This is a genomic window from Christiangramia sp. LLG6405-1, assembly GCF_045055805.1.
Lineage (GTDB): Bacteria > Bacteroidota > Bacteroidia > Flavobacteriales > Flavobacteriaceae > Christiangramia.
Genome location: NZ_CP159330.1, coordinates 2747979 through 2772001 on the forward strand (window position 1 = coordinate 2747979; position 24023 = coordinate 2772001).

Here is a 24023-nt window from a genome sequence, read left to right on the forward strand (position 1 = left end):
GTTAGTTTGAAATGCTCGATACTATTATTTAGGATCGGGCATTTTCATTGACTTTTAAACCAATCGATCTGTTCCTGCACTCCTTCTTCAAGAAGCACCGTGGGATTATAATTAAGTAAATCTCTTGCTTTAATAATAACTGCTTTCGTACGCAATTGATCGCCACTACGAGCGGGTTTTTCCTTACTCTGAATTTTGGTTTTGAGTAATTTTTCAACAACCTGCATACCTTCCTCTGTAGTGTATTCTTTATCAGTTCCAAGATTAATTATCTGCCCATCACATAGCTTCTCCTTACCTATTACACTTACAATTCCTTCAACAATATCTTTAATATGCGTAAAACTGCGTTTATGAGTGAGGCTACCTAAAAATAAAGGGAACTCTCTCCCATTCAAACCACATTTAATTAACTGACTGAACATTTTATCCGGGCGTTCCCGAGATCCATAAACTGAATATAACCTTAGAGAGCAGGCAGGAAAATTCCCAAGTCGGGAATGGGTCATGGCTATTTGTTCAGCAGCAAGTTTCGTGACCCCATAGTTAGATACCGGTTTTGCCATTTGTTCTTCATCACAATATACATCGGAACCATAAATCGATGAAGTCCCAATATTGATAAATAACTTTAAATTAAGATGTTGATTTGCAAAATCGGTTAAATGATGTGTCGCAATGATGTTATTATTTAGATAATCTTCAAACGTAGAAGTACTTGAGATTCCAGGTTGCGCAGCACAATGAAAAACATAATCAAAATCTCTGGGTAGAATTGTAACTAAAAAATCTACGCAGATATCCAGCTCGATCATAGGAATTCCAAAACTGCGTAATTGGTTGGCATTCTGCCTTTTTAAATGGACGTTATAGTAACCTGAAAAGTTATCCATCCCAATTACTTCATGTCCCATAGAATGCAATTTTTCAGCAAGGTGGGAACCAATAAAACCAGCTGCACCGGTTACTAATATTTTCATTTATATTCATTTGAATTACTTCAAATTAATGAAGAAAAAGCCTTTATCACAAGGCTTTATAACAATAGTTGTGAAAACAGTAAAACTTAAAAATTACTTTAGATTTACAGCGTAGTATTGCAAATTAAGCTAACAATTCCTGCCTAAGAATGCCAAATACACTCACCATAATTGTACCTGTTTACAACGAAGAAAAAAATCTGACCAGAGTAGAAAAAGAATTGCAGTCCTACATCGATCAATGTAAGCTCAAAATCACCGTTTTATTTGTAAATGATGGTTCAAAAGATTCAAGCTTGCAGATTATTAAGCAAATATGTACCCAGAACAAAACTTTCAATTATCTCAATTTTGATAAGAATTATGGATTGAGCGCTGCTATTAAGGCAGGTTTTGATCATGCTGAAAGTTCGCTCGTTGGATATATAGATTCAGATCTTCAAACGAGTCCAAAAGACTTTAATCTTTTATTGGAATATATTGATGATTATGACCTAGTAACAGGAGTACGCTCCAACAGAAAAGATAGTTTAATAAAAAATATGTCCTCTAAAATAGCCAACGGTATTCGTAGAAGCTTTACTCAGGACGGGATGGATGATACCGGGTGCCCGCTCAAGATCATAAAAGCTGATTATGCTAAACGTATCCCCATGTTTCAAGGCTTACACCGCTTTTTACCAGCAATGATTCTGCTTCAAAATGGAACGGTAAAACAGGTGCCAGTACAACATTTTCCAAGGATTGCGGGTAAAGGCAAATTTGGTGTCTGGAATCGTCTGCTTGGTCCTTTAGCAGATTGCATTGCTTATATATGGATGAAGAAAAAATATATCAATTATAAGATAGCAGACAAAGCATGAGTAGTTGGTTAATTTATACTATTGGTTTTTCTGCTCAATTATTATTTTCAGGTCGTTCTATTTTACAATGGATAATTTCTGAAAAACAAAAGAAGGTGCTTACCCCCGTATTATTCTGGCAACTGAGTTTGATAGCTTCTTTTCTATTATTCATTTATGGTTATTTACGCAATGATTTTGCCATCATGCTGGGCCAAATACTGACCTATTTCATTTACATACGCAATATGCATCTGCAAAATCAATGGCTGAAATTCCCGAAAATGCTGCGTTGGTTTTTATATATTTTTCCATTTATCATTCTTTATATAGGCTATAATAACCATGTTTATGATCGCGCTAAATTATTTCAGAATGATAACATTCCGCTTTGGCTTTTGTTATTAGGTATTATAGCTCAAGTGATTTTTACTTTGCGCTTTGTTTATCAATGGTTTTATTCTGAAAAGCGGAAAGTTTCTTCCCTGCCTTTGGGTTTTTGGTTCCTAAGCTTATTTGGTTCTTTAATGATTCTTATTTATGCAATATTTAGGAAAGATCCTGTGTTACTTTTAGGTCATTCATTAGGCATTTTTCTATACGTTCGAAATATTTTGATCCTTAAAACCGAATCTAAGATCCTTTAGGTTTGCTTTAGATTTCGTTTAAATTTTCAAAAGATTTCAGTTCCACTTTTGTAGCATTAAACTACAAAGAGTGACCCTAAAAAATACTACTGACCGCTTTTATCTATTATTTATTTGTCTTGCATTTATTTGTCTCATCATTGGTTTAGGTTCTTATGGTCTTGCGGAAAGTAGTGAAGCCAGATATGCTGAAATCAGTCGTGAAATGTTTCTTTCAGGTGACTATCTAAATCCACAACTTTTAGGGATTTTTCATTTTCATAAGCCACCTATTACCTATTATATTACCTCTTTGGGCTATAAAATATTTGGTATCAATGAATTTGGCGTTAGATTTTTTCTTCAGGTTGCTATTGTAATTCAGCTTCTTCTAATTTATGGTTTAGCTCATTTACTATTTAGAAGTAGAAAAATTGCTTTTCTCTCCGGATTGATTTATTTCTCCATGCCTATTGTTCTTATATCAAGTCGAAACCTTACTACAGATGCATATTTAACCACCTTTATCATGGCAGCTATTTTTAGCTGGCAGTATTACATCAGCAATAAAAAGTTACCTTTTCTCTATCTGTTCTATATACTACTTGGGTTGTCACTTTTGACTAAAGGTCCGGTTGCCCTCTTATTTGTTCTGGTATATATTTTCACCTATAAAATCATATGTAAATCTGGTTTTAAGATCAATACACATCATGTATTTGGTGTTTTAATATGCTTAATTATAGGAGCAAGTTGGTTTTTACTTGTAGTGGTTGAAAATCCAAAGCTCTGGGACTATTTTATTGAAAAACAAATTGCGGGAAGAATGACTGGTAGTTCTTTTAGTGAAAGAGCTAAACCTTTCTGGTATTTTATTCCCATAATATTTGGTTTACTTCTCCCCTGGCTAGTTGGGAGTATTCCTACTTTTAAATTTAAACTGAAATCTCTTTATAAGACAAAAAATCAATCTCTGGTTTTATTGATATCCAGTAGCCTGTTAATTCTACTTTTCTCAGTATTTCGTACCAAGCTTATATTATATATCCTCCCTGTATTTTGGATGCTGGCTATTTTTATAGCTAAACAACTGGATGCCCTTGACGAAAAAAGCCAAAAGTATATCAGTATATCATATCTGGTAATTTTAAGTTTGTTATTTATTAGTCTTCTGGTATGCTGGTATTTTCAATTCGAACTGATAAGTATTCAAACTATATCGATTATCACCAGCTTCATGGTAGTCATTATTGCTTACGGAGCTTATTTTTTTCTTGATACGGGCAATAGTTTTAAACCAGCCTTCATTTCAGCAATTTTTGGAGTCAGTATTCTTTTAATTTCAGGAACTGTACTGAAAACTAATAGTCCCTTAATAAACTCCACCCGACACATGGCTAATTTTATAAAGCACATTTCAAAAGAGGAGGATAAAACCATACTGGTTTACGACTATTTACTTACTTCAATTCCATTTTATTCAAATGCTGAATATATCACACTACAATCCACTCATAGAACAACAGATAGGGAAGTTCAATTTCAGAATAATGAGGATTGGAGGAAACAATTATGGGATGTGAATACTCCTGATGTAATAGCTAATCTTAAACAGTTATCCAAAGCCCGACATACTTTTCTTTTAGTTCGGAATAAATCGGAATTAAACGAAAATATCCAATTCTTGAGAAATGCGTTTGATCAAAAAAAGGAGTATCCTAAATGGACGATTTTTTACAATAAATAAGACTTTAGATTTCCTTTAGAATCTCTTTAGATTCTAAAAAGACTTTTCGTTCATCTTTGCTATCAGAGAAAATCAAGAGCCTATAGATAACATTTACTCAAATCTAAATTTTACTAATTAATGCTTATCTATTTGCAAAATTTCAAATCTTCATTATGGACAGTAATCATCGTTTGCTGTCTTCTATTTGCTCAGTTTTCTTATGCTCAGGATACAAGTGAGACCATTCCACAAGTTGGCACAGTACAAAAAATAGGTGACGTAATATTGATTGCTTTACCTGTTGCGACTTTAGGAACCAGCTTGATTAAGGGGGATAATGAAGGAGCCTGGCAATTTACAAAGGGGCTATTACTTACAGAAGCAGTCACATTTGGTTTAAAATTAGGGGTAAATAAGCAAAGACCAGATATGAGTAATGATAATTCTTTCCCATCAGGACATACCTCTACCGTTTTTCATAGTGCAGGATATATACATAGAAGATATGGTTTTAAATATAGTATACCTGCCTATGCTCTTGCGGGATTTACAGCCGCAAGTCGTATAGATTCCAAGAAACATGATATCCTGGATGTTCTTGCCGGAACAGCAATTGGTTTGGGAAGCAACTTAGTCTTCACGACAGAGTATCAACAGGAGCACATGGAATTAACTTATGATAATTTTGAAGGGAATCATTTGATCGGCTTTAAATACAAATTTTAGAAGTATGAATAAAATTGAAACAACTATTTCCACAACAAATAGAAGAAACTTTATTAAAAATGCCGTGCTGGCATCTTTAGGTTTTTCAATTTTATCTAGCTGTAATACAGAAGATCTATTTTGTAAACAAGAGGCTGTGGAAGGTATTATACCCGATCCAAATGATTATTTAAGCTTACCCCCTGGATTTTCTTATAAAATAATATCCCAATCTGGAGATATAATGAACGATGGGTTTTATGTTCCAGGAAGACCCGATGGTATGGGAACTTTTCCGGGAGATAGTGGGGACATTGTAGTCATCGTCAGAAACCACGAAAACAGTCCAAGTCCCTTAAGCAATAGCCCCTTTGGTTCTAAAAATGAACTTCTACAAAATATAAGCAATAACCAATTGTATGATGCGGGAGGTATGGCTCAACCGGGATTGGGCGGTACTACAACTATTGTATACAATGAAAATACGAAAAAGGTGGAACAACAGTATTTAAGCCTTGCTGGAACCTATCGAAATTGTGCAGGTGGAGTGACCCCCTGGGGAAGCTGGCTTAGTTGTGAAGAAGATGTAACCAAACAGGGAGGCAATACAGAAAAAGACCATGGCTATGTATTCGAAGTACCAGCTTCAAATAAGGGATTGGTTAACCCGGAACCAATTATTGCAATGGGCAGGTTTCATCATGAGGCAGTTGCTGTAGATCCCAATACCAGCATTGTTTATATGACAGAAGACAGACCCGATGGATTGTTTTATCGATTTATTCCGAATGTACCAGAAAACTTGAACAAAGGTGGGAAACTACAAGTCCTTTCAATAAAGGACCAGCCTAAGATGGATACAAGAAACTGGGAGAAAACAACTTTCAAAAGAAATGTAAAAACCCAGGCCATTTGGTTGGATATCAATAGTCCTTTGGCGCCTGAGGATGATTTACGATATAGAGGATATAAAAATGGGGCGGCACGATTTGCAAGAGGTGAAGGAATTTGGTTTGGGAACAATGAACTCTTTTTTGCCTGTACCAATGGTGGTCCCGGTAAATGGGGTCAAATTTTCAGATACAAACTATCCCCTGACGAGGGAAAAGAAACTAAAGACTCTATTTCTGCAAGCATTGAATTGTATAAAGAATCAACCGACAGGGGTGCACTCAATATGTGCGATAATCTCACAATTGCACCATGGGGCGATTTAATGGTTTGTGAAGATAATGGCGTCTGCAATAGAATCCTCCAAATAAAGAAAGATGGTAGCATCCGTACTTTTGGAATTAATATAAATTCAGATTCTGAATTTGCGGGTATAGTCTTTTCGCCATCTGGAAAAACCCTGTTTGTTAACCTGCAGGAGAATGGGCATACCCTTGCCATTACAGGTCCATGGAATTCAATTTCGTAGTTCTTAACTCTAAAATTATTTGATATGTCATTACAAAGAGAATTAAGTATACACGGGGATTATTTATTTAGAAAACGCAGCTATCTACCCCTATTTTTTCTTAGTGCCGGTTTAAGTGTATTTCTTTATGGTAAATATTTTGAAACCGTAGATTCTGATACAATAACCTCAGACTTTTATCTTTTTGTGTGTCTAGCTATTAGTCTGTTAGGATTATTAATTCCATATTCACAGTAGGACATACTCCAAAGAACACCTCTGGAAGGAACACAAGTTCCGGCCAGATTGCAGATGAATTAAATACTACCGGAATATATTCTACGGTACGTCATCCGCTTTATCTGGGCAATTTTTTTATGTGGCTGGGAGTAGCAATGCTCACGGAAAATATGTGGTTTACTATATCATTTATTCTGCTATACTGGATATACTATGAAAGAATTATGTATGCAGAAGAAAATTTTCTAATTCTTAAATTCAGTAATGCATACTTAAATTGGGCATCACGAACACCAGCATTTATTCCCAGCTTACAAAACTATAAAAGTCCAAAATATTCATTTTCTTTAAAGAAGGTTCTAAAAAAGGAAAAAAATGGACTTGCTGCTATATTTCTAATCTTTTGGCTATTCCAATGGAGCGAAAATGTTATTACACAGAGAAAAATATTCCAATTGAATTTAGATTTTTGGTTCTACGCTGCCTTAGTTAGCAGCATACTTTATATAATATTAAAAATATTAAAGAAAAAAAAGCTTTTACAAACTATCAATAGATAGTTTGCTGAAAATTAAAATTCAGAACCTTACACTCTAAATTTCTAAAAGGCTATATACCTGAACTGGGGGCTTATCAATAGAATTCGGAATCAGAATCAAAAATATGAATATTGCTTTAATTGAAAAAGTCAAGATATTTTGCAAATTGCTTTTAGAATCAAGTAGATGTAAAAATCTACCATTCCATAATTGGCAACATACAGAAGAGGTAGTTCAAAATTCTGAACTAATTGGCAAACAGGAAGGTTTGAAGGAAAATGCAATTGAAGAATTAATTATTGCATCCTATTTTCATGATATTGGGTATTCAAATCAAGCGAAGGGCCACGAACAATTGAGCTGTAAATATGCAAAAGAGTTTCTTCAAGAAGAAGGTGTTGTTGATTCAAAAATAACGAATGTATTAAATTTGATAAAAGTAACTGAAGCCGGTAGAGAACCTAAAACTATCACTCAAAAAATAATAGTTGATGCTGATTTAGCCCATTTAGGAAGAAAAAACTTCAAGTTCAAGAACGCTCAACTTAGAAAAGAGTGGAAAAATTCTAACGGATCAGAGTTTTCTAATGTGGAATGGGCTAATTTAAATATTGCTTTCATGGAGAATCATTCTTTTTACACAGAATCTGCAAATCGATTATTTTTATCACAGAAATTTAAAAACATTAAAGCTTTAAAGGATAATATGTTGTAAAACCTGGACGTAATCTTTCCTCAAGCTTTTTTCTGTATATAACCGACACTAACCCTCCAAATCATAAAACCATTCATCGGCCTTCATGATTCCCTCTTTTATGGCGTTCTGCCTGGTATAATCTATTTCTATAACCGGTTTTTTGGCAATTTTTATTGCTTTTCCTTTTACTTCAGGATGGAGGTCATCCAAACTTGTTTTAAATTCTACGAAAGTCCATTCCATAATTTCATTTAATTCTAAAGAAGTCATAATTTTCTATTGCTATTTCAGCCTTAGTTATTCCACGCTCAATAGCTTCTTCTTTTGAACAATTTTTATTCAAATGGAAATCTCTTGCATGTTTCAATGTTACCGCTCTAATATTTTCATTTAGCGAATTGAGCCTCTCCTGGTAATCCTTAAATATATCCTCCTTCATTTTTTAAAATAGTTTTAGAACAAACAAGACCATAGTTAATATATTTACTCTGCATCACACAAAAAAAATTGCCAGCGGAGAAATCGGCTTATCCAAATTATTGTTTTTATTTCCGTACAAATTCCTAAATCTTCCATGGTTTCAACTTTATGATCCGTAAGACGAAGTGTGCACATTGATTTCTTAATTTTGCCTTTGTAATTAATAAAAAGATTCCTGGAACCATCTATCTCTGTATGCAACAAACAGGCACGAGGCAAGCCGTAGAGGAATTTTATAGATTAAATATTTTACAGATTTTTTCTTTCTGTTTGCACCATTTTTAATCCGTATTATATTCAATGTTTCTGGCTTTATTGAAAGCTTCCCAACCTTCTTTGGCTGCATAGGGAACAATAAGCAGTGCTGCAACCGGGTCCGCCCACCACCAGCCTAGCCAATTGACCAGCAGTAATCCTGCAAGTACCACCACAGTTTGGTACAAACAAATAAAAGTGTCTTTGGCATCGGCCAGCATAGCCGGACTTTCCAATTTATTTCCGTATTTTCTTTTGTAATAGATTAAAATAGGATTAACTACCAATGAAACAAGCAAGATGATTAAACCCAATGTACTCCAACGTGCCGTTTCTTGATTGACTAGCTTTGTGATTGAATCATAGGAAATAAAAAGGCAAACCAGTGTAAAAGATGATGCAATAACATATAAGGTAATTTTCTTACGACGCTTAACCTTTTCCTCTTCTATGCCGTTAAGCTCGCCGTGCAACCGCCAGCCCAAAGTTGTTGCGCTTATTACTTCTATGGTGCTATCCAGTGCCCATCCTATGAGTGCAGAACTATTTGCAGTTATTCCAGCAATAAGTGAAATGACCACTTCTATCGTGTCGTAAATGACATTCCATATTTGAAGTGTTCTTGCTTGTTTAAGATTCTTTTTTCTTGATGATTCCATATTTAATTCGTCTATATAGTTCCAGTTTTTTTCATTGTTTTCATTATGTAATAGGCATTTTGATAGATGATTTTTTTTTCAAGATTTACCTTGATAATTTCAATATTTTAATCGCCCCACGCATTACAAATGTGAAGACAATACCTCCAATGATCAAATCTGGCCATTTGCTCTCCAAAAAATACACTAAAATTCCTGCCAGTATCACCCCACCGTTCACGATAATATCATTTGAAGTAAAAATGGCACTGGCTTGCATATGGACTTCGTTACTTTTAGCCTTGTTGATTAGCCATAATGAGATTAAGTTTCCGGCAAGTGCCAAAGAAGAAATAATAATCATCCACTGGAATAAGGGAGTTTCACTACTCATAAAAAACCTGCGCAAGACTTCTATAAATCCAAGAGTCGCCAGTAACATTTGAAAGTACCCACTAAATTTCGCGACCTTCTTTTTTCTTGAAACAGCACCTCCTACTGCAAATAAACTTAGCGCATATACTATCGAATCTGCCAGCATATCAAGAGAATCTGCAATAAGGCCCATCGAAGAAGATATCCAACCGGTAATCATTTCAATTAGAAAAAACCCAAAATTAATAATCAACACCCACCAAAGAATATTTTTTTGTTTGGTTTCGTTTTCCCTAACTGGAACTTCCGCCTCTTCTGATCCTATAAATTTATCGCCTAGTTTTAATTCTGAAATCGAGGAATGAATAACCTCAATCCCTTCTCGATGATATACTTCAAGTTTTCTATTGGGAATATCAAAGTCTAGATATTTTATCTGTTCATAAGATTCCAGTTTCATCCTAATCATCTGCTCCTCAGAAGGGCAGTCCATTTGACTGACTATAAAGGTGCTTTTGTTCATTTTTTATAGGCTAAAAGTCTCAAAGCGTTGAAAACTACCAGAAGTGTGGAACCTTCATGTATAACTACCGCCACTCCAATATTCGCAAAACCAAAAATGGTAGCAGGGATAAGCAGAGCTACAATTCCCAGACTTACCCAAAGGTTCTGCTTGATTATAGCCTTTGCCTTTCTACTCAGTCCGATGGCAAAAGGGAGTGTTTCCAATTTATCGGCCATTAGTGCAATATCTGCTGTTTCCAGGGCAACATCGCTACCAGCAGCTCCCATGGCAATTCCCACCGTGCTATTGGCCATGGCAGGGGCATCATTCACACCATCACCTACCATTGCTACCTTAGATTCTTTTTCTTTCAGTTTTTTTATGGCTTCCACCTTTTCCTCTGGCAGTAAACTACCCCAGGCATCGGTCAATCCTATTTCTTCTGCTACTGCGTCTGCTACCTTCTGGTTATCACCGGTAAGCATGATCATTCGTTTAATTCCTATTCCCTTCAATTCAGAAAGGGTTCTTTTGGCTGCCTCCCGGGGGGTATCCATTAAAGCAAGGATGCCTATATACTCTTCATTCTTACGAAGAAGCATCGTTGTGTTTCCACCACCTTCAAGATCTCTTACTTTAGTAGTTATTTCTTCTGATGGAATAGTATCATTTAGTTCTTCGTATAAATCCAAATTACCAACATAGATCTTATCATTTCCCAACGTTGCTTTAATACCTTTACCCAGAACTGCTTCCAGGTTGGAGGCATCTGGGATCTCTTCACCCTCCAGACGCTCCTTTCCATCACGAACCACTGCTTTTGCCAGGGGGTGATCACTCAAACTTTCCACGGCTATTGCTATTTTTAGCAGTTCATTTTCTGAAATATCTCCAAGGGCTACTACTTGTGTAAGTTTAGGTTTTCCTTCCGTTAAGGTTCCGGTTTTATCAAAAGCCAGGGCGGTTAATTCTCCCAGATCTTCCAGTGGTCGTCCCCCTTTGATTAATACCCCACCTCGAGCCGCCCGGGCCACACCACTCAATACAGCACTCGGAGTGGAGATTGCCAACGCACAGGGACTTGCAGCTACCAGTACAGCCATTGCTCTGTAAAAGCTGGCGCTAAATGGCTCGTCAATTACTAAGAAAGCGAACAAAAGAATTCCGACCAAAATAAGAACGGATGGTACAAAATATTTTTCGAATTTATCGGTGAGCAACTGGGTAGGCGATTTTTGAGTCTGAGCTTCATTGACCAGTTTCACCAATCGGGAAAGCGTTGAATCTTTGGCTGCTTTGATCACTTTAATCTCCAAAGTATTGTTCCCATTGATAGTTCCAGCAAAAACGCGGTTTTCATCTTTGATATCATCTACCTCTGAGTAATCCTTCTCAACATCTTCTACGGGAATTTTATCTACCGGTACACTCTCCCCGGTTATTGGAGCCTGGTTTACACTACTCTGCCCATCTACAACTACGCCATCTGCGGATATTTTACTATTTGGTTTTACCACAATGATATCGCCAATATTTAGTTTTTCGATACCAACCTCTTCCGTTTTACCATCCTTTTTGACCAAAGCTGTTTTTGGCGCTAGTTCTGCCAAGGCGGCTATAGATTTTCGTGCTTTGTTCATGGCATAATGCTCTAGGGCATGCCCCAGGCTAAAGAGAAATAATAACAAGGCCCCTTCTGCCCATTCCCCTAGTATAGCGGCTCCAATAGCTGCAACCAGCATGAGAAAATCGATTTCAAAACCACCTTTGGCTACTGTTTCCACAGCTTCTTTTGCAGTATAAAATCCTCCAAAGAAATAGGCTACAATATAAAGTGAAAGGCTAACCCATTGGGGAACTGAATCTACAAAGGATAAACCAAATCCTATTCCCAGTAAAACACCACAAATAATGGCAAAAATAAGTTCTGTGTTTTTTCCAAAAATACCTCCGTGGGCGTGTGAATGTTCTTCCCCGGCTCCGTGGCTATCACCTTCGTTATGATTTTGGACACCCTTATCTTTATGGTTGTGTTCTTTGCCCCTTTTATCTTGTTTACTTAATTTCTTAGAAGCTTTTTCTGTAGATTCAAAACCATTTTCATGGCCAGAGGAGCTTTTTTCAACTTGTAGACTTTCCTTTTCAAGCCTCGCATTTATAGCTTCAAAACTGGTCTCACGCTTATCATATTCTAAACGGATCATTCCTCCGGCATTGGCGGAAGCTTCCAAAACGCCTTCGATATTCAGCAGACTCTTTTCTATAGTTCTTGCATGGCGGGTATGTCTAATCCCCTCAACCTCTAAAAGAAGATGACCATATTTTTCTGTAATTTTTGCCCCGGCATTTTCCGCCAAAGATTGAATTCGGTCAATAGAAATAATGTCCGGATCATAATGAAAGCACAGTTGCGGCACCGTATCTTCCTGATCATCTACTATATGTACTTTTTCAAGACCCTCTTTGGCCTCTAATTCAGCAATGAGCCTTTGCACACAAGTATCTTTTTCATTTGGCACCTGAGGTAGCAATACCCGAATTTTTAGTTGTAGCTTTTTCATATCCCTATTGGTTTAATATCCATCTTTTAGCTTCTTCCTTTTCATTAAGGTCGAAAAATTTAACTTCCGAGCTTGTAAAAAAATCAGTGGCTTTAGCAGCCCATTGCTGCCATTCTTTTTCACCCACAAAGGCCATTTTTCCATAATCTGAAATATGGGCGGTATCAACTTTTAAATCTTCCCATAAGCCTTTGAGATCGTAGCCCTTAAAATTAACTAGTTCAAAAAAGAAATTCACCTTATTTCCATTTTTGACAATATTATGTATCAAAGGATGGATTTTCTCTATATCCTCTTTAGTAATCTTACCGCTTATTGAAGCGGATATCAAATTGCTTTTTTCGACATTTTTGATTCGTATCATTGTTTTAAGTTTTTATGAGCAGATTGGTCTATGTTATATTTTAGCTTCTTTACTTTTTGGCATTTTACACATGCCCCCTTCAAAACTAAATTTACTTCGGTAATTTCGTATTTGTCAGGTAAATTTTCCTGTGGAACTTTATTGGGCAAACAGAAGGTTTTGCTGCAATTCATACAGTGAAGGTGTAAGTGTAGATCCAGCGAATTCTTATCAGAATATGCATATTTTGCGATAGCCGTACCGTCATCAATTTGATGTATAATCCCTTTCTTTTGAAATAATTTAATACTCCGATAAATTGTTGTTCTATCTCGTGTATGTTCACTTTTTTTCACGAAAGCCGTTTCTATTTCCCTTAATGTTACAGCATAAAACTTTCTTTTGAGATATTTATAAATAAATAATCTCATTTTGGTAGGTCTAATCCCGTTGTTTCTAAGTGTTTTTTCGGCTTTGGTCATCTCATAAAATTAAACGCCACTACATTTCTCACATATTCCCTTTACTACCAGGTTTACATTTTCTGCCATATATCGCTCTGGTAAGTTAATATGCGGAATTTTATGATCGGTCAAACAAACAGTTTCATCACAATTATTGCAATGAAAGTGGATGTGTAAATCCTGTTCTAACTCACAGTTACAATTATTTTCACAGAGCGCATATTTTGGTATCCCTGTGCCATCATCTATTTGATGAACTATATTCTTTGCCTCGAATGTTCTTACTGTTCTGGATAGTGTAGCCCGGTCTGCTTTTCCAAAGGCATTTTCAATTTCGGTAAGAGTTACAGCCCTGTCTTTTTTAGCCATAAATTTATAGACCAGGATACGCATGGCTGTTGGCCGAACTTCGTGTGCCTCTAATATTTTCTCGATTTCATTCATTTTCATCCTTATTTAAATCAGATATTTTAAGCGATTTTCCTGTCTTTATTTGAAAAGCATTTTCAATATCTGATATATAAATGATCCCATCCCCGGGTTCAGTTGTTTTTGCATTTTCAAGAATAATATCGATTGCTGATTGTGCTTCTTCATTTTGACATACCAGTTCCAACTTTACCACCGGACTGTCGGTTACATGGAAATCCAAAGAAGGCGACGCACCTTTTGCTTTAAATGCCCCGGTGCCTTCCCCTTGGGAAAGCGTCATACTTTTGAATCCACTTTCACTAAGGGATTCTATCACTTTTTGAACCCGTTTTGGTTTTATAAATGCTTTTATTTCTTTCATCGCTGTTTTATTAATTCTTATTAAGGATGAACCCTCTGGAATTTTAATTAAGACAAACATTTTACAGAGAGCCCATCCATCTAAATTTTTAAAGCTCTATTTAATGACCATGAGAGGTTTGGCTTTTCTGCATTTCAGATACCAGGTAATAGGCATTGTTATACGCAACTAAAGTACCTTCTGGAAGGGGCTCTAACAGTTTAATTTCTACCCATCCATCTTCATTGATCCCCGTTCTTACCTGCACCGGTTTTAATTCCCATTCTGTTTCACCCTCTTCCTGATGTTTTTGTGCCGTAAATATGTAAGGATTTCCCTCTTCTTCTATCACCGCCTCTTCTGGTAATGCAGGTACTGCTTCTTCTCCTGTCCTAATTTTTCCTTTGATATACATTCCCGGAATGAGGTAATCTTCCTTATTATCTATCTCTGCGTGAACATGCACCGCTTTAGGATTTTGTTCAAATTGCTTCCCTACAGAATATATTTTTCCGGTGAGGTCACTTCCGGGGACTGACTCCAGCTTAAAAGAAATCTTTTGGCCTTCTTTTACCTTATAAATATCTTTTTCGAAAACCATTAGATCGGCATGAACATGCTCATTATCTACCACCATAAACATGCTGGTTTGAGGTTCCACATATTGGCCAATTTGCACCTTTACTTTTTCTATATAGCCAGCAATAGGACTTACTATAGGCACGTATTCGTAGAGGGTGCCGTTTCTTATTTGGGAAGCGCCTAAATTTAACTGCCTTAATTGGGATTCATATCCACTCACCTCTCCTTTTACCGACTGAAAATCTGCCTGTGTTTGTTGAAAAGTTTTCCCCGAACCAACTTCTGCCTCATACAAACGTTTTTGTCTATCAAATTCCTTTTCCAAAAACTGCATCCGGTTATAGGCATTTATATAGTCCGTTTGTATTTTAGTTAAATTGGGATGGGATAGATACGCCAGTACCTGACCTTTATTTACCTTATCCCCTTCAATAACTTTTATTGAATTAATATTCCCGCCTAAGACAGCCGTTACGGTAGCTTCGTATTGAGGTGGCACTTCCAATTGCCCGTTTGCTTCTACTATTCCTGATAATGCTTTCTTAGTTAAAGTATCTACTTTGATTCCCAGACTATTGAATTTCATCTCTGAAAGATGTACTGAGCGCATTCCGCCACCTTCTTCTTCATTGTTACCTTCTGTTTCTTTAGAATCCGATGCTTTAGTTTCCTGAGTATCTTTTTCCGAATTAGTATTTTCTTTACACCCCAAAAACAATGTAAGTGATAAGGCAAGCATTAAAATTTTTATCGTTCTTTTATTCATATCGTTTTTCTTAGGTATTTTTTAATTTGATTTTTCGAGGTAATATTCTAGTTGATAACGGCTATCGAGATAATTATCAAAAGCACTCCAGGCATTTACCTCGATTCTAATGGCATCTCTTATATTTTGAAGGAAGGTTACATAATCTATAGCACCTTCTTTAAATGCCAATACAGTTCCTTCCTGTTGCTCTTTAGCCAAGGGAAGCGCTTCATCCTTATAATAATTCCATGAATTTCTCCATTTGATGAATTCTTCCCGCATATTTTTATAGGCAGTTTCCAATTCGAGTTTATCCTGATAAAAATTTTGTTCTGCAATCTTTCGATTCACTTTTGCTTCCTGAGTACGGCCTAATTCAGGCCCAAAGAATAACGGAATTTGAATTCCTATTTGATATTGGAAGAAACCCGATTGTCCATTAATTTCCTGCCTGGCATACTGTCCCTGAAATTTTGGTAGAAATTCAGATTTCCGTTCTCTGGTTAAAGCTTTTGCAACATTAACTCTCTGTTCTGAAACCTCTAGAGCCGGGTGGGTTTTCAGTGACTCTGTCAGAAAATTTAAAGGTTCATCTAATGCTTCGGCAGGTAAATCTTGTACATCATAGATCGTATCACTAACAAACCATAAATTTAAACGCTGCAATGATTTCAGGTAATTTCGATAAGCTTGTTCCAGTTGTATTTTTACTTCGTTTCCCTGATTGGACGTAGCAAGATACTCCAGTTTAGAAGTAGCTTCTGTCTCATATCGGATTCTTGCAGCCCTTTCAATGTCTTCAAAAATTGAATCCATTTTCTTATATACCTGATACCTCTTTTTACTTGTATAAACTGAAGCCCAGGCCCTGCTTACTTCACGTTCCACTTCTAAGGTATTTAGTTCTAAAGCATTTTCAGCAAGGGCCACCCTTTCTTTTTGCAATTTTAACCGGGGGGCAATTCCAAAAACATCTATGCCTTGTTGTTGAACACCAATTTGAGTATAGATCCCATCTGAACCATTTCCTACCTCTTCTTTTCCAGTAAAGATTTGGGTATTCCCAAAATCATAAGCGGTTTTACGCAGTACTTCTTCACTTTCAATTTCGAGTTGAGCAGCTTTAAGCTGAGGAAAGTTTTTGATGGCTTTTTCCCGGGCTTTTTCCAAACTTATAGTTTGTAAAGTATCCTGTTGTGGATATTCAGATGAAACAGTATCAGAATGTGCGTTTACGGATAAGGTTCCGCCTAACATCAAGCCAATTATCAAAATCGTAGCTAAAGAGCGCATATTGGAAGAACCTAATTTATTCTGTTCTTTTTTCTCTCGCTTTCTTTCCACAAATGTATATAATACTGGTAATACAACGAGGGTAAGCAGTGTAGCCGTAAGCATACCACCTATTACAACCGTAGCAAGTGGTTGTTGAACTTCTGCACCGGCAGATGTGGAAAATGCCATTGGTAAAAAACCGAAAATATCTGTGGTTGCTGTTAACATAATTGGGCGTATTCGTTCTTTGGTTCCTGTAAAAATTCTATCTTTTATACTGGTTACTCCTTCTTCTTTCAAAGAATTGAATCTATTTATTAGTACCAGTCCGTTTAAAACTGCAACACCAAACAGTACAATGAAGCCTACTCCAGCGGAAATGCTAAATGGCATACCTCTTAACCAAAGGGCAAAAACACCTCCGATAGCAGCCAATGGTATCGCCATATAGATCATGATAGATTGGGAAAAAGATTTTAAGGCAAAATATAGAAGAACGAAAATCAGAAATAAGGCTATCGGTACCACAATCACTAATCGATCTTTGGCACTCTGAAGGTTTTCGAACTCCCCTCCATAAGTAATATAATAACCGGGTGGCAATTCTAATTCCTCATCTAATTTTTGCTGGATGTCGTTAACCACTGACTCTACATCCCTTCCCCGTGCATTTACACCCACATAGGTTCTTCTGTAGGTGTCATCTCTTGAAATTTGCATAGGTCCCGGAACGTATTCAATATCTGCTATTTCTTTGATTGGTACCTGGGTTCCATCTGGAAGGTCGATATACATTCCTCGTAAGTCATCAATATTCTTTCTATGGTCTTCATCAAATCTTACAACTAAATCGAATCGCTTTTCACCTTCAAAGATGACCCCGGCCGTTCCTCCAGCAAAAGCAGTACTTATATAATCATTGACTTTCTGAATATCCAGTCCATATTGGGCAATTTTATCGCGGTTAAATCTAACTGTCATTTGTGGGAGACCAGATGTTCGCTCCGCGTTTACATCTCCAGCTCCAGGTACGGTTTGGATAATATTGGCCATTTCCTGCACCTTTTCTGACAATACTTCTAAATCTTCACCATATAACTTTACCGCAATATCTTCTCTAACCCCTTCTAATAACTCATTAAACCTCAATTCTACAGGTTGGGTAAACACTAAATTAACACCCGTAAGATCTTCATTTAGTTTTTCCTTAATCTGTTCAATAAGCCCTTCCTTGGTTTCAGAAGTTTCCCATTTGTCCTTATCCTTTTCCAGGATTAGATACATATCTGCGATATCCATGGGCATTGGATCGGTAGGAATATCAGCCACTCCAATACGTGCCGTAGCCGTTTTAATTTCTGGAAAGTTTTCTAAAAGTATATTTTCAATTTTTTTTGAAACTTCGATGGACTCTGTTAATGAACTTCCTGGTCTTATTAACGCCTGCATGGCAATATCCCCTTCATCAAGTTGAGGTACAAATTCTCCTCCCATTCTGGAAAAAAGAAAACCGGCTAAAACAAGTAGAACAACGGCAGATCCAATTACGGTCAGTTTCAATTTTAATGCTCCTTTTAATAAAGGCATGTATACTTTTTGTATTCCGCCAATTATCCTGTCACTTACTTTTTCCAGCCAGCGTTCGAACTTTCCAAACCAGTTCTTTTTATTCTGAATTGGTTTCATAAATAAGGCAGACATCATAGGAACGTATGTAAGGCATAAGAAGATAGCACCTATCATAGCAAAACCGAAAGTATACGCCATCGGCTTAAACATTTTACCTTCTACCCCGGTAAGAAAAAGAATGGGTGTAAATACGATAAGAATGATAATTTGCCCAAAAAATGCAGAACCCATCATCGTACTTCCTGCATCATAGGCTACCTCATCCATTTTTGCCTGATTGAATTTTACTTTTCCAGATCTAATACGTTTTTGTATTTCATATACCGTACCCTCAATGATGATCACTGCACCATCTATAATAATTCCGAAGTCGATTGCCCCTAAACTCATTAGATTGGCCCATACATTGAATTGTTTCATCAATATAAAGGCAAAAAGAAGTGATAATGGAATGGTGGTAGCGGTTATAAGTCCACCTCTTAAACTACCTAATAATATTACCAGAGCGAAGATCACGATTAAAGCCCCTTCCAGTAAATTTGTTTTAACGGTGTCGGTTGTTCGTGCTATTAACTCACTTCGATCAATTATCGGTGCTATGGTCAAACCTTCAGGAAGGGACTTCTCGACTTCAGCCATACGATCCTTGACATCCTGAATGACCGCGTTGGGATTAGCACCTTTCAGCATCATAATAATTCCTCCAACGGCTTCTTCCCCATCCTGGGTAAAAGCTCCGTATCGTACCTGATTTCCAAACTGAACATTTTCCGCAACATCACCAATCGTGATCGGGATTGCATTTTCTGTAGTAATGGCAATTTTCTTTATGTCCTCCAGTGAACGGATTAAGCCCTCACCTCTAATAAAATTTGACATTTTATTTTTCTCGATATAGGCTCCTCCAGTATTTACATTGTTCCGTGCCAGCGCCTCATAAACTTCAGAGATACTTATACCCATACTGTTTAATTTTTCCGGGTTAATTGCTACCTCATATTGTTTTATAGACCCTCCGAAAGAATTTACTTCAACCACGCCCTCCAGTAAGGTAAGTTGCCTTTTTACTATCCAATCCTGAATAGTTCGCAGCTCCATGGGGGAATATTCAGTTTCGTATCCTTCTTTTGGTTTAATGGTATATTCATAAATTTGACCCAGTCCGGTTGAAATAGGCCCCATAGCAGGACTTCCAAATTTGTCGGGAATAGTTTCACCCAATTCGTTAAGTTTTTCCTGTACAAGTTGTCGAGGGAGGTATGTCCCCATATCATCTTTGAAGACAATAGTAACTACAGAAAGGCCAAAGCGTGAAATAGAGCGAATCTCTGTAACCCCAGGTAAATTACCCATCGAAAGTTCTACGGGATAGGTTACAAATTGTTCTATATCTTCTGTGGCAAGATTTGGTGACTGGGTGATCACCTGAACTTGATTGTTAGTAATATCTGGTACCGATCCCAGGTTAACGGTAGACATGGACCAAATACCAGTACCTATAAGTGCTAAGGTGAGTAGCCCAATAATAAATTTATTATTAATGGAAAATGAAATGATTCTATTGATCATATAAAAAAATTAATTCAGTTAAACATCTCGATAATCCCTGGGTAAAGAGAATCGATATCGCCGTGCGCTCTGGAAGAACCAGGACTTTTGCAAAAAAGGATATAACTATCCTATAAAAAAACTGAATTAAACTTTTGGAGGATCTAAAAAGGAAAGTATAGGTTCTTCCACTGAACTATCAAAATGAAGAAAAGCTTTTGATGGAATTTCCGCAATTAAAGGTTTGAAGTGTGAGGAACCAAAGTCTACTGTGTGAACATGGCAGCAATGACAACTACAAAAAGGAGGGCATAAATCTGCTACCTGGTCATGTGAATGGTTGATATTTAAATCCTGGGTAGCAACCATTGTTACTTCCGAGTCAGAATTAACGTTTAAAGTATCACTGTCATTACAGGCTAATAAATTAAGCCCCAGTACATATAAAGATAATATCAATGCCATTATTTTCACATTACAAAGATAATTAAATAGGCATGCACAGGGTGTGCAAAATTTTAAAAAGATCAAAAAGAGTTATATCCCCTACATCACTTCTCCATGTTTTAAAATTGATATTGGAAACGCAATAAGAATGCCTTTTCCTGATTAAAGGTTTTATCACCGATGGATAAATTGTCGGAATAGCTAAAGGCTTGGTAATTGGCCACGATTTTAACGTCATCATTGGGATACCAATTTATGCCGAAGGATAAGGCACTTGTATCATTTGTGCCTTCAATAGTCCCAATACCAAGAGCTGATGGCGATATGGAAAGATTCTCATAGCGGGCTGCTATCTCAAATGCACCCCAATGACCTTGCGATGGATTAAACTCGTTCTTTGGTTTTACCGTTTTGCCATTATTCTCCTCACCTGTAAGAAAATGGGTAATTGTGGTATAGAAGCCACTTGCATCAAATACATTGAGGTTATTATTGTTAGTAAAACCTTCAAATTTGGTTGTTAGATATTCTGCTTTAAAAGAAGTACTGCCAACAAACCATTCTAAATCGGCCCCAAATCTTTTTACACTTCCATTTTGCTGAATACTATCCCCGAATTTTAGAAATGGTGTTCCCAATACGTTTTTGTATTCTTTATTTGAAAAATCTTCTTGATGAACACCGGAAGAACCAGAGATCCCAAATGAAATTTTGGATAACACAGCAGACTCCAAAGTTTTGAAGGGTTTAAGGATTATCCGGGCAACTACATCCTTCGATTTATTGTTTTCAGGAGTATTTCGGGGGACTCCATTAAAAACTCCTACAGCATAATCTATATATCCCTTCCAGATTGATCCGAACAGCATTGCCCCAACATCCCTCCCTGAAGAAAAATTATCTATAATCAAGGGTCTGGTCATTAAATCCAATTGGGAACTGGAGGTAAGGTTAGATAGGCTAAATGGAGAAAAAAATTGGCCTACACGTATTTTTGCATAGGGTAGATGTCTGAATTCTATAAAAGCTTCATTAAGCTCTGCTTTTCCTTTATCGAACCTTGCATAGAGCATATAACGGAATTTCCCCTGAAAATACCCTGTCGCCGCCAATCTCGCCCTACGAATTAAAAATTCGGAAATAGCAGGACTTTCCCCACTTGGCGTATAAAAATCCGTTTGTCCATAACCTTTAAACTTTAAAAGATCATCAGATCCAATAAATAGGTAGCCTTCATCGAAAGGAGTTGCCTTAGGAATGGTATCTTGAGCAACTGTCACTTTAGAAAAGGCAATCAAAATCAGTATAAAACAGAGAGATTTTTTCATATTTGCTATTCTTTATCCATTAAAAAATTCGTTACAATCCAATACCCCACAACGAGCCATACCAGAATAACAACACCGCCAATTATCCAGTTGTTTTTCTTATCCCATTTATAGTCTTCAGCTTTTAGAAGCGCCTCCTGTTTTACTTCTTCTGGAATGAGTTTTATGACAAAGTAGATTCCTATGGGCAATAGAATAAGGTCGTCCAGGTATCCTATGATCGGGATAAAATCCGGGATCAGATCAATGGGACTGAGGGCATAAGCAAGAATTATAAAAATGAGAAATCTGGCATACCAGGGAGTACCGGGATGTTTTGCTGCCAAATGGAGCATTACCAACTGTTTTTTAAGCCGATTCGCCCAATTCTTTATTTGTTCCCAAAATCTTAAAATCATTTCCTTTTTTTTCTGTCATAAATTATATAGATGATAAGCCCGATGATGCTGGCCACAGAAATCCAAATAAGCCCGGTTTTTAACCGCTGCATATTTCCACCCAGATAAGCAAGAGCGATTGTTAAAGGAGTGATCCCCGCCAAAGTTGCTCCCATAAACCTCCAGAATCCCATTCTAAGCAAACCGGCCACAAAGCTTGTGGCATCATTTGAGAAAACCGGCGAAATTCGTGCGGTAATCACGGTCCATATCCCATAACGTTCTACATAAAACCCCACTTTTTCCTGGGACTTGCGGCCTATAAATTTATCTACAGTCAAAGGCCCCATATATGCGCCAATCCAGTAAGCTATAGCAGCTGCCAGTGTTACGCCGGTTATCGCTAGCACACTTCCCCAATAAGGGCCATAAGCTAAAATGGTGACAATCATAATGAGGGCGCTGGGTATCACAAACAAAAACATTTGTACCAACATAGCTGCGATAATGATAAGCGGACCCCAGAAACCAAACTGCGATACCCAACTGGCGATGCGCTCGCGGTCATCACTTGTAAGCACCGCATAGGCCTCATCTATAAAACTTTTAAAAGAAGGAATAAAAAAATAACATCCCACAAGCGCAGCAAGAATGCCTATGCTAATATACATGGGAACCTTACTCTGCTTCGCTGTTCCCTGATCTTTATTTTTCATAGTTTCTATTTTTATTTAAATTAATCGTTATCACCCTCGCCTTTGTTCAACTCTGACTTTAGATAATAAGCACCGGATATAACTATACCTTGAGAATCTTTAAAAGACTCCGTATTTGTTATCTGAGTGAAACCATCTTCTCTGATACCTGTTACTACCTTTATCATTTTGAACGCAATAGTTTTTTCCCCTGTCGATTCTGTCTGGGTACCTTGAGAAACAAAAATGAATTCTTCACTTTTATCTTTCACTATCGCTTCATTCGGTAACGCAAATACTGCCACTTCCTCGCCCTGAATTTTAGCTTCCACATAAAGTCCAGGTACAAGCTCTATGTACTCGTTTATACTCCCTGTTGCCTCCATCATTTTGGATACCTGATTCATTTTTCTATTGATACCGGTAATAGTGCCTTGGTAATTTTTCAACACATCAAATGAAGGGACGGTAAAACTAAATTCCTCTCCTTTTTTTATACTGTTGATATTCTTTTCGAACACGCTTAGCTTTACAAACAGATGACTGTTGTCTATGATTTCAAAAAGGCTTTGCTGCATATTGATGAGTTCTCCTTTATGACTGTTTATTTGGGAAACAATCCCGTTTATGGGTGCTCGTAGGGATATTCTGCTTTGTATATTTCCTGCTTCTACACTTCCAGGCTGTATGCCTATGAATTTTAACCGTTCTCTGGTCGCAAAGTATTTGGCCCTTGCCATTTCATAATCAGATTGGGTTTGCTGATAGTTCTTCTTTGCACTTACATTGGCATCGCTAAGTGTTTTTTGACGTTCCAGTTCCTTTTTTAAATAATCATATTGTCCGGATGCTTCTAGAAAGTCCTGTTGCAGCTGTATATAGTCCGGATGTTCAAGAATTGCCAAAACAGCCCCTTTATTTACCTGATCGCCTTCTTGGACATTGATTTGATATACATATCCATTTGCCGGTGGGGATACCGATGCAAAATAATTAGGCTTTAATTCCGTAGAACCATTGACCGAAATTTCCGTACCCATTTGTTTTTCGATCAAAGCTCCCAATTTGATTTCGGCGGTCTTTATCTGTTCTTCGGAAAGTTCTACTTGATCGTTGCTGACCGATGTAGAGTCCGTACTTGTTGAATCAGAAGTGCTATCGGTACTCTTGTTTTTTTGTTGATTACAGGCTACAATCAAAAGAAAAAGTAGGATACCTATAAATTTTTGTATAATCGCTTTCAT

General features: G+C 37.0%; 23 protein-coding genes and 2 pseudogenes. 8 read left to right on the plus strand and 17 right to left on the minus strand.

Annotated features, from left to right (window positions below):
• Positions 1–44: 44 nt before the first annotated feature.
• The gene (locus tag ABVM50_RS12625; protein ID WP_405198889.1) at positions 45–980 is read right to left on the minus strand and encodes an NAD-dependent epimerase/dehydratase family protein; all 936 of its coding nucleotides are present in this window, start codon (positions 978–980) and stop codon (positions 45–47) included.
• Between the two features lie 149 nt (positions 981–1129).
• Between ABVM50_RS12625 and ABVM50_RS12630 the strand changes: the two genes are divergently transcribed.
• From ABVM50_RS12630 to ABVM50_RS12665, 8 genes and pseudogenes are all read left to right on the plus strand, one after another.
• Positions 1130–1843, plus strand: coding sequence for a glycosyltransferase family 2 protein (locus ABVM50_RS12630; RefSeq protein ID WP_405198890.1), 714 nt, complete (start codon positions 1130–1132; stop codon positions 1841–1843).
• Complete coding sequence (locus tag ABVM50_RS12635) at positions 1840–2469, plus strand: lipid-A-disaccharide synthase N-terminal domain-containing protein (protein WP_405198891.1); 630 nt, start codon at positions 1840–1842, stop codon at positions 2467–2469. The genes ABVM50_RS12630 and ABVM50_RS12635 overlap by 4 nt, the downstream gene beginning before the upstream one ends.
• Positions 2470–2539: 70 nt before the next feature.
• Entirely contained in the window at positions 2540–4195 is a 1656-nt protein-coding gene (locus tag ABVM50_RS12640) for an ArnT family glycosyltransferase (RefSeq protein ID WP_405198892.1), read from the plus strand.
• A gap of 120 nt (positions 4196–4315) precedes the next feature.
• Positions 4316–4903 (plus strand): phosphatase PAP2 family protein, encoded by a 588-nt coding sequence (locus tag ABVM50_RS12645; protein WP_405198893.1) that lies wholly within the window; start codon positions 4316–4318, stop codon positions 4901–4903.
• 4 nt (positions 4904–4907) lie between these two features.
• Positions 4908–6302 carry an alkaline phosphatase PhoX gene (locus ABVM50_RS12650; protein ID WP_405198894.1) on the plus strand — a complete coding sequence of 465 codons (1395 nt, stop codon included), beginning with the start codon at positions 4908–4910 and terminating at the stop codon, positions 6300–6302.
• 341 nt (positions 6303–6643) lie between these two features.
• Positions 6644–6724, plus strand: a pseudogene (locus ABVM50_RS12655) (lipid A phosphate methyltransferase); the annotation flags it as partial.
• 21 nt (positions 6725–6745) lie between these two features.
• On the plus strand, positions 6746–7081 hold the full coding sequence (locus ABVM50_RS12660; RefSeq protein ID WP_405198895.1) for a hypothetical protein: 336 nt from the start codon (positions 6746–6748) through the stop codon (positions 7079–7081).
• A gap of 103 nt (positions 7082–7184) precedes the next feature.
• The gene (locus ABVM50_RS12665) at positions 7185–7775 is read left to right on the plus strand and encodes an HD domain-containing protein (protein ID WP_405198896.1); all 591 of its coding nucleotides are present in this window, start codon (positions 7185–7187) and stop codon (positions 7773–7775) included.
• Between the two features lie 48 nt (positions 7776–7823).
• Here ABVM50_RS12665 and ABVM50_RS12670 read toward each other — a convergent pair whose 3' ends face one another.
• The 16 genes and pseudogenes from ABVM50_RS12670 to ABVM50_RS12745 all read right to left on the minus strand — a co-directional run bounded on the left by ABVM50_RS12670 (position 7824) and on the right by ABVM50_RS12745 (position 24023).
• Entirely contained in the window at positions 7824–8027 is a 204-nt protein-coding gene (locus ABVM50_RS12670) for a hypothetical protein (protein ID WP_405198897.1), read from the minus strand.
• Complete coding sequence (locus ABVM50_RS12675) at positions 8005–8196, minus strand: hypothetical protein (RefSeq protein WP_405198898.1); 192 nt, start codon at positions 8194–8196, stop codon at positions 8005–8007. Before ABVM50_RS12675 ends, ABVM50_RS12670 begins: the two co-directional genes overlap by 23 nt.
• 322 nt (positions 8197–8518) lie before the next feature.
• A complete protein-coding gene (locus ABVM50_RS12680) occupies positions 8519–9151 on the minus strand; it encodes a cation diffusion facilitator family transporter (protein ID WP_405198899.1) in 633 nt (210 codons plus the stop codon).
• Positions 9152–9236: 85 nt separating this feature from the next.
• Positions 9237–10028, minus strand: coding sequence for a cation transporter (locus tag ABVM50_RS12685; protein WP_405198900.1), 792 nt, complete (start codon positions 10026–10028; stop codon positions 9237–9239).
• Positions 10025–12571 carry a heavy metal translocating P-type ATPase gene (locus ABVM50_RS12690; protein ID WP_405198901.1) on the minus strand — a complete coding sequence of 849 codons (2547 nt, stop codon included), beginning with the start codon at positions 12569–12571 and terminating at the stop codon, positions 10025–10027. The genes ABVM50_RS12685 and ABVM50_RS12690 overlap by 4 nt, the downstream gene beginning before the upstream one ends.
• Before the next feature lie 4 nt (positions 12572–12575).
• Positions 12576–12935, minus strand: coding sequence for an STAS/SEC14 domain-containing protein (locus ABVM50_RS12695; protein WP_405198902.1), 360 nt, complete (start codon positions 12933–12935; stop codon positions 12576–12578).
• On the minus strand, positions 12932–13396 hold the full coding sequence (locus ABVM50_RS12700) for a Fur family transcriptional regulator (RefSeq protein ID WP_405198903.1): 465 nt from the start codon (positions 13394–13396) through the stop codon (positions 12932–12934). Before ABVM50_RS12700 ends, ABVM50_RS12695 begins: the two co-directional genes overlap by 4 nt.
• Before the next feature lie 9 nt (positions 13397–13405).
• A complete protein-coding gene (locus ABVM50_RS12705) occupies positions 13406–13822 on the minus strand; it encodes a Fur family transcriptional regulator (protein WP_405200709.1) in 417 nt (138 codons plus the stop codon).
• A complete protein-coding gene (locus tag ABVM50_RS12710) occupies positions 13815–14171 on the minus strand; it encodes a P-II family nitrogen regulator (RefSeq protein ID WP_405198904.1) in 357 nt (118 codons plus the stop codon). Before ABVM50_RS12710 ends, ABVM50_RS12705 begins: the two co-directional genes overlap by 8 nt.
• Positions 14172–14271: 100 nt before the next feature.
• Positions 14272–15498, minus strand: a complete 1227-nt coding sequence (locus tag ABVM50_RS12715) for an efflux RND transporter periplasmic adaptor subunit (RefSeq protein WP_405198905.1) — start codon at positions 15496–15498, stop codon at positions 14272–14274.
• A gap of 21 nt (positions 15499–15519) precedes the next feature.
• Complete coding sequence (locus tag ABVM50_RS12720) at positions 15520–19953, minus strand: CusA/CzcA family heavy metal efflux RND transporter (protein ID WP_405198906.1); 4434 nt, start codon at positions 19951–19953, stop codon at positions 15520–15522.
• 126 nt (positions 19954–20079) lie between these two features.
• Positions 20080–20397 (minus strand): DUF6660 family protein, encoded by a 318-nt coding sequence (locus ABVM50_RS12725; protein WP_405198907.1) that lies wholly within the window; start codon positions 20395–20397, stop codon positions 20080–20082.
• A gap of 101 nt (positions 20398–20498) precedes the next feature.
• Complete coding sequence (locus ABVM50_RS12730; RefSeq protein WP_405198908.1) at positions 20499–21707, minus strand: OprO/OprP family phosphate-selective porin; 1209 nt, start codon at positions 21705–21707, stop codon at positions 20499–20501.
• 133 nt (positions 21708–21840) lie between these two features.
• A pseudogene (locus ABVM50_RS12735) lies at positions 21841–22036 on the minus strand (YkvA family protein); the annotation flags it as partial.
• A gap of 65 nt (positions 22037–22101) precedes the next feature.
• Positions 22102–22800, minus strand: coding sequence for a TVP38/TMEM64 family protein (locus ABVM50_RS12740; protein ID WP_405198909.1), 699 nt, complete (start codon positions 22798–22800; stop codon positions 22102–22104).
• 20 nt (positions 22801–22820) lie between these two features.
• Positions 22821–24023, minus strand: coding sequence for an efflux RND transporter periplasmic adaptor subunit (locus ABVM50_RS12745; RefSeq protein ID WP_405198910.1), 1203 nt, complete (start codon positions 24021–24023; stop codon positions 22821–22823).

Bases quoted from the DNA above. Each gene is read 5' to 3' on its own strand.
- ABVM50_RS12625 (WP_405198889.1), bottom strand. From the start codon at position 980: ATGAAAATATTAGTAACCGGTGCAGCTGGTTTTATTGGTTCCCACCTT.
- ABVM50_RS12630 (WP_405198890.1), top strand. From the start codon at position 1,130: ATGCCAAATACACTCACCATAATTGTACCTGTTTACAACGAAGAAAAA.
- ABVM50_RS12635 (WP_405198891.1), top strand. From the start codon at position 1,840: ATGAGTAGTTGGTTAATTTATACTATTGGTTTTTCTGCTCAATTATTA.
- ABVM50_RS12645 (WP_405198893.1), top strand. From the start codon at position 4,316: ATGCTTATCTATTTGCAAAATTTCAAATCTTCATTATGGACAGTAATC.
- ABVM50_RS12650 (WP_405198894.1), top strand. From the start codon at position 4,908: ATGAATAAAATTGAAACAACTATTTCCACAACAAATAGAAGAAACTTT.
- ABVM50_RS12660 (WP_405198895.1), top strand. From the start codon at position 6,746: ATGTATGCAGAAGAAAATTTTCTAATTCTTAAATTCAGTAATGCATAC.
- ABVM50_RS12665 (WP_405198896.1), top strand. From the start codon at position 7,185: ATGAATATTGCTTTAATTGAAAAAGTCAAGATATTTTGCAAATTGCTT.
- ABVM50_RS12670 (WP_405198897.1), bottom strand. From the start codon at position 8,027: ATGACTTCTTTAGAATTAAATGAAATTATGGAATGGACTTTCGTAGAA.
- ABVM50_RS12675 (WP_405198898.1), bottom strand. From the start codon at position 8,196: ATGAAGGAGGATATATTTAAGGATTACCAGGAGAGGCTCAATTCGCTA.
- ABVM50_RS12680 (WP_405198899.1), bottom strand. From the start codon at position 9,151: ATGGAATCATCAAGAAAAAAGAATCTTAAACAAGCAAGAACACTTCAA.
- ABVM50_RS12685 (WP_405198900.1), bottom strand. From the start codon at position 10,028: ATGAACAAAAGCACCTTTATAGTCAGTCAAATGGACTGCCCTTCTGAG.
- ABVM50_RS12690 (WP_405198901.1), bottom strand. From the start codon at position 12,571: ATGAAAAAGCTACAACTAAAAATTCGGGTATTGCTACCTCAGGTGCCA.
- ABVM50_RS12695 (WP_405198902.1), bottom strand. From the start codon at position 12,935: ATGATACGAATCAAAAATGTCGAAAAAAGCAATTTGATATCCGCTTCA.
- ABVM50_RS12700 (WP_405198903.1), bottom strand. From the start codon at position 13,396: ATGACCAAAGCCGAAAAAACACTTAGAAACAACGGGATTAGACCTACC.
- ABVM50_RS12705 (WP_405200709.1), bottom strand. From the start codon at position 13,822: ATGAATGAAATCGAGAAAATATTAGAGGCACACGAAGTTCGGCCAACA.
- ABVM50_RS12710 (WP_405198904.1), bottom strand. From the start codon at position 14,171: ATGAAAGAAATAAAAGCATTTATAAAACCAAAACGGGTTCAAAAAGTG.
- ABVM50_RS12715 (WP_405198905.1), bottom strand. From the start codon at position 15,498: ATGAATAAAAGAACGATAAAAATTTTAATGCTTGCCTTATCACTTACA.
- ABVM50_RS12720 (WP_405198906.1), bottom strand. From the start codon at position 19,953: ATGATCAATAGAATCATTTCATTTTCCATTAATAATAAATTTATTATT.
- ABVM50_RS12725 (WP_405198907.1), bottom strand. From the start codon at position 20,397: ATGGCATTGATATTATCTTTATATGTACTGGGGCTTAATTTATTAGCC.
- ABVM50_RS12730 (WP_405198908.1), bottom strand. From the start codon at position 21,707: ATGAAAAAATCTCTCTGTTTTATACTGATTTTGATTGCCTTTTCTAAA.
- ABVM50_RS12740 (WP_405198909.1), bottom strand. From the start codon at position 22,800: ATGAAAAATAAAGATCAGGGAACAGCGAAGCAGAGTAAGGTTCCCATG.
- ABVM50_RS12745 (WP_405198910.1), bottom strand. From the start codon at position 24,023: ATGAAAGCGATTATACAAAAATTTATAGGTATCCTACTTTTTCTTTTG.